This window comes from Planktothrix sp. FACHB-1355, from assembly GCF_014748295.1.
Taxonomy (GTDB): Bacteria; Cyanobacteriota; Cyanobacteriia; order Cyanobacteriales; family Aerosakkonemataceae; genus Aerosakkonema; species Aerosakkonema funiforme_A.
Genome location: NZ_JACJUP010000544.1, coordinates 1 through 4,431 on the forward strand (window position 1 = coordinate 1; position 4,431 = coordinate 4,431).

Genomic DNA, 4,431 nt, shown 5'->3' on the forward strand with positions numbered 1-4,431 from the left:
GAATCCTCAAGTAATTATAGAAGTTTTATCGAAATCGACGAAAGGGTACGATCGAGGCGATAAATTTAGATTTTATAGAACTATTCCGAGTTTCCAAGAATATATTTTGCTCGACCAAAATCAGATGTTTATGGAACAGTTCTCTAAGCAAGCAAATAAGCGATGGTCTTATAGCGTTTACGACGAAGAATATACAGCATTAGTTTTTAGTTCTTTCCAGGTGGAAGTATCTCTGGCAGATATTTATGATAAGGTTGATTTTGAGGCTGAGGAACCTGAAGAAGAGGTTGAAGATTTAAAAGAAGATGTAGGGGAATGATATCTAATAAAGATTGCCTTTGTAAAAAAGAAAATATTGCCGGAATGTTTGAGATTTTAGAAAAAATAAGAACTAAACCAGGAATGTACAATCATTTAGGATTTTAGCAATCAGCGATCGCACAATCCAATTCTATTCCTTTTCCCACTCACTAGCTTTCCCAGGATAGAAGGAATCTTCTAAAATTTGAGATAAACTATAAGGACATTCTACTGGAAAAGTACGCCGAGATAATTCTGTTTCCTTCACAGCTAATTCAACACTTTTAATATAAGCTTTCTGTAGTGCTTCTTCCAAATAAGACTTTAAACTGGGATTAACCTCTAGTAATTCAGCAACATCCAGACGTTGAATGCGAATTGTTGCTAACCAACTCCGACTGCGACGTTCGGATTGATATTCCCATTTTAGCAAATGTCCGATTAGCAAGCTCAAACGATTTCGCAGTTCTTGGCGTTGCTGTTTTCCCAAAGATTCGATTTCCTCAATTAAGTTTAGCAGGTCAATTTGACTCCATTGTTGGTTGCGGAGTAAAGAGGCTTGTTCCTGCGTCCATGCGTAGAAGTCTTTTTCGTAAAGGCTTGGTGTAGGTATTGTTGTTTCTGGGTTCGTTTTCGGGAGGTACATCCAGATTTTCTATGTTAAAGATTAGTTTGATTTTAGCGAACTTTGGGGAAAATGTTTAAGCTAAATGTCTTACGAAAAAAACTGTTCGTAATCATCGTGGCTACCAATCCAAAACCAGGTAACTGTATCATTATCCAAAATTCCAACAGCGCGATAACTCCGTGTTATTCTCACAGACCAGATATCTTCTTCATAGTTAATACATTTAAAATGTAAGGATGGATGAAAGGGATTTTCTGACCACAAGCGATAAGCTTTTTTAGCTCTTTGTTTAATCTCCTTATCGAGAGAATTGTAAGCTGTCCAAAAAGAAGGAAGAGTTGCGGACTTCATAACTGGTCATAATCTAATAAGTTTGCCTTTCCTTCTGCAATTTCTTGCTTTGCACGCCGCGCCGCATTTATTAGTTGTTGTTGTGTTTTCTGAAAAGATTTATCCCATTTCATTTCATCTTCCAAATCGGCGATATATTCTCGCAAATGTTCGGCTACTTTCTCTTGCAAAGTTTCCGGTAAAGACTCCATCATGGCTATGACAGTAGTAATTGCTGGAGATGACATAAGTATAATCCTCTAATAGCAAGTAAGGTGTACTTACGATTTAAGTCGATCGTTTAGGAAGAGTACAATCGCACTTTTTTCCCTCAAAGTGAAATCGCCTATCTTTCTTAATTGCAACCTATGTCGTTACGTTATTATTATTTACAACTCATTAAACTCGCAGTTCCAAAAAGAAGTTATTCAAATTTCTTCTTCTTGTTAGTTTTGGTTTTTTACCAGAAAGGGCATCACTTGTGGATGCCCCTACGATTATAACAGACTACGCACCAACTGCTTCTTTCGCGGCGTACATCACTTCAACGGTAATTTGCGCGATGTTCCTTTCGCGGGCAAATTTTTCGGTATTCCGTTTTACTTTACCGCGCACAAAACCGGGAACTTTGTTCAATTCTGCTTGTGCTTCCTTTGTCCAGCCGAGATCGGAATCGGCAGAAATTCCTTTGGTAATTACTTCTTTGGTATCGTGTCCGCCGAAGATTTCCAAGAGGTGATCTTCCATTCCCAAAGTGAAGGAATTGTAGATCAAATCGACTATTTGGTTTGTACCTTCGTATCCGCAGAATGGTTTGTATCCGATCGGGAAGTTTTGAATGTGAATTGGTGAGGCAATAACGCCGCAGGGAATATCCAATCTTTTTCCGACGTGGCGTTCCATTTGCGTACCGAAAATGGCAGAGGGTTCCACTCGTGCGATCGCATCTCCAATTGCACCATTATCATCGCTGATAATCACTTCATCGCAATACTCGCTGACCTGTTCGCGGAACCAATCGGCGTCGTATTTGCAATAAGTTCCCGCCCAAACTACGTGAATTCCCATTTCGCGTGCCAGAATTTTAGTTAGAGCTGCGGCGTGAGTGTTATCGCCAAACACAACAGCTTTTTTACCTGTTAAGTTTTGACAGTCAATGGAACGGGAAAACCAAGCGGCTTGGGAAACGTGCAATGTTTGCTCGTTGATGAAATCTTCGTAATCGACATCCGCGCCTTGTTCGTTAATTACTTGTTGAATTTTGCGAATGCAACGCGCAGTTTCTACCACACCCATCGGCGTGATATCAACATAAGGTGTGCCGAATTCTTCTTGCAGATATTTAGCTGTCATTAACCCGATTTCCCGATAAGGAACAAGGTTAAACCACGCTTTCGGCAAGTTCTTCAAGTTGTTAACGGAAGCGCCTTCGGGTATGATTTGGTTAACTTCAATTCCCAAGTCAGCCATCAACCGTTTCAGTTCGATGCAGTCGTGTTGGTTGTGGAAACCAAGGGTAGTAATACCGATGATGTTAACTGAAGGTTTTTCAGTTTTTCCTTCTGCAAGGTTGCCTTGTTTGCGTGCTTTTTCAATATAGTATTGGACGATTTGATGTAAAGTGCGATCGGCTGCTTGCAGTTCGTTCACCCGATAGTGATTTACATCCGCCAACATCACATCGCCTTTGGCATCCAGTTGAGCCCGATCGACAAAGTTTTGTAAATCTTCTTGTAGAATACTTGACGTGCAGGTCGGAGTCAGCACGATCAAATCGGGATGCTCTTCCTTATCCTTGCGCGTGATATTATCCACCACCCTTTCTTGCGATCCGCGTGCGAGAACGTGACGATCTACAATACTGGCTGTGACTGGGGTGAAATTCCTCTCCCGCTCTAACATCGATCGCATCACGTTAAAATAATCATCGCCCAATGGTGCGTGCATAATCGCGTGGACATTTTTGAAAGAACTGGCGATGCGAAGAGTGCCAATGTGGGCTGGGCCTGCATACATCCAGTAAGCCAATTTCATACTGTTCTCCCTTGCGCTGAAATAAAATATGTCCGATGGAAATAGCTGGACAATTAGTGCTTGATTTTCAAATCGTCTCTGATTTTCTCATCAGATGAATGCTCTCTGTGCAGTCACTAATGAGTATTTTAATCAACCGTCAACCGCTGAAACGCGCTTGCTGGTAGGAATTTAGCTTAAGACTAAAACAATTTATCTGTTGTTTAAGTGCAATAAATCTTAATTGTTACAGAGCAAATAGAGTAGATACATAATTTGAGCGAAAAGTCAATAAATTCAGGAATGTTCCCTGGATATTGGGTTTGCCAGAGAAATCGCGATCGCGCTTTGTCAGCTTTTCGAGAGAGCGATCGCCTGTAGTTATTGCTATCATGATCTAATCGTCTGGCAACTTGCCAAGTCTAAAGGTGCAGTTGTTAACAATTCAGGTTTCGATTATGAACGCTAAATTGTTTGCGCTTATAGGGACTACCGCCGTACTGCTTACGTTTACGGTTGCGGTCGCTTCAACTGAGGCTATACCAGTATCTACTTCTTCCGATTCGTCGATACTTTTGGCTCAAGCCAGAAGGTCTCCGCTGAATCTCACTCCTGAGCAACAAGCACAAATGCGACAAATTCGCCAATCGACTCGCACTCAAATTGAAAATATTCTCACACCAGAGCAGAGAAATCAATGGAATGCGGCGATGGAACAGATGAGAACGAACAGAGGGCAGCGAGGGCAACGCGGTCAAAGCGGTCAAGGCGATCGAGGCAGTCAGCTCGGTCAAATGTTGTCTGCGTTGAACCTCACTCCCGAACAAAAAGCACAAATCCAACGAATTAGTCAAGAATCAAAGCAAAAAATGGATGCTATTCTGACTCCAGAGCAACGGCAACAAATGCAACAGATGCGTCAAAATCGCCGTCAGTATCAATAAGAATAGAGAAAAAATCAAGTGGGAGTCGGTTTAGGAGAGAGATGGGAAACATATGTCCAATTTTCTAAACCGACTCGACAATTTAGCGCTGAAAAATTCAATATTTTTACCTATTGCTATTAATTGATTTTTTGTGCTAAGATGTCAATACGATAATGGGAATCTGTGCGCTCATATAACCTCGTAACTATATAGCTATATAAAGCTAAATTAAGA

The 4,431-nt window shown here is 41.1% G+C and carries 7 protein-coding genes; 2 read left to right on the forward strand and 5 right to left on the reverse strand.

The window, feature by feature from the left end; all coding sequences use genetic code 11:
* On the forward strand, nt 1–319 hold a 319-nt coding region (locus H6S82_RS20270; RefSeq protein ID WP_191056622.1), incomplete at its 5' end, for a Uma2 family endonuclease.
* 132 nt (nt 320–451) lie between these two features.
* On the opposite strand, the gene H6S82_RS20275 is transcribed toward H6S82_RS20270, so the two are convergent.
* The 5 genes from H6S82_RS20275 to H6S82_RS20295 all read right to left on the reverse strand — a co-directional run bounded on the left by H6S82_RS20275 (nt 452) and on the right by H6S82_RS20295 (nt 3,665).
* Nucleotides 452–946 (reverse strand): DUF29 domain-containing protein, encoded by a 495-nt coding sequence (locus tag H6S82_RS20275; RefSeq protein WP_190467354.1) that lies wholly within the window; start codon nt 944–946, stop codon nt 452–454.
* 69 nt (nt 947–1,015) lie between these two features.
* Entirely contained in the window at nt 1,016–1,279 is a 264-nt protein-coding gene (locus tag H6S82_RS20280) for a hypothetical protein (RefSeq protein WP_190467358.1), read from the reverse strand.
* Complete coding sequence (locus tag H6S82_RS20285; RefSeq protein WP_190467361.1) at nt 1,276–1,506, reverse strand: hypothetical protein; 231 nt, start codon at nt 1,504–1,506, stop codon at nt 1,276–1,278. The genes H6S82_RS20280 and H6S82_RS20285 overlap by 4 nt, the downstream gene beginning before the upstream one ends.
* A gap of 259 nt (nt 1,507–1,765) precedes the next feature.
* Nucleotides 1,766–3,292 (reverse strand): ferredoxin:protochlorophyllide reductase (ATP-dependent) subunit B, encoded by a 1,527-nt coding sequence (gene bchB, locus H6S82_RS20290; protein ID WP_190467364.1) that lies wholly within the window; start codon nt 3,290–3,292, stop codon nt 1,766–1,768.
* Between the two features lie 226 nt (nt 3,293–3,518).
* Nucleotides 3,519–3,665, reverse strand: a complete 147-nt coding sequence (locus H6S82_RS20295) for a hypothetical protein (protein WP_190467367.1) — start codon at nt 3,663–3,665, stop codon at nt 3,519–3,521.
* Nucleotides 3,666–3,729: 64 nt separating this feature from the next.
* Here H6S82_RS20295 and H6S82_RS20300 point away from each other — a divergent pair, with 64 nt between their 5' ends.
* Entirely contained in the window at nt 3,730–4,215 is a 486-nt protein-coding gene (locus tag H6S82_RS20300; RefSeq protein ID WP_190467371.1) for a hypothetical protein, read from the forward strand.
* Nucleotides 4,216–4,431 lie beyond the last annotated feature (216 nt).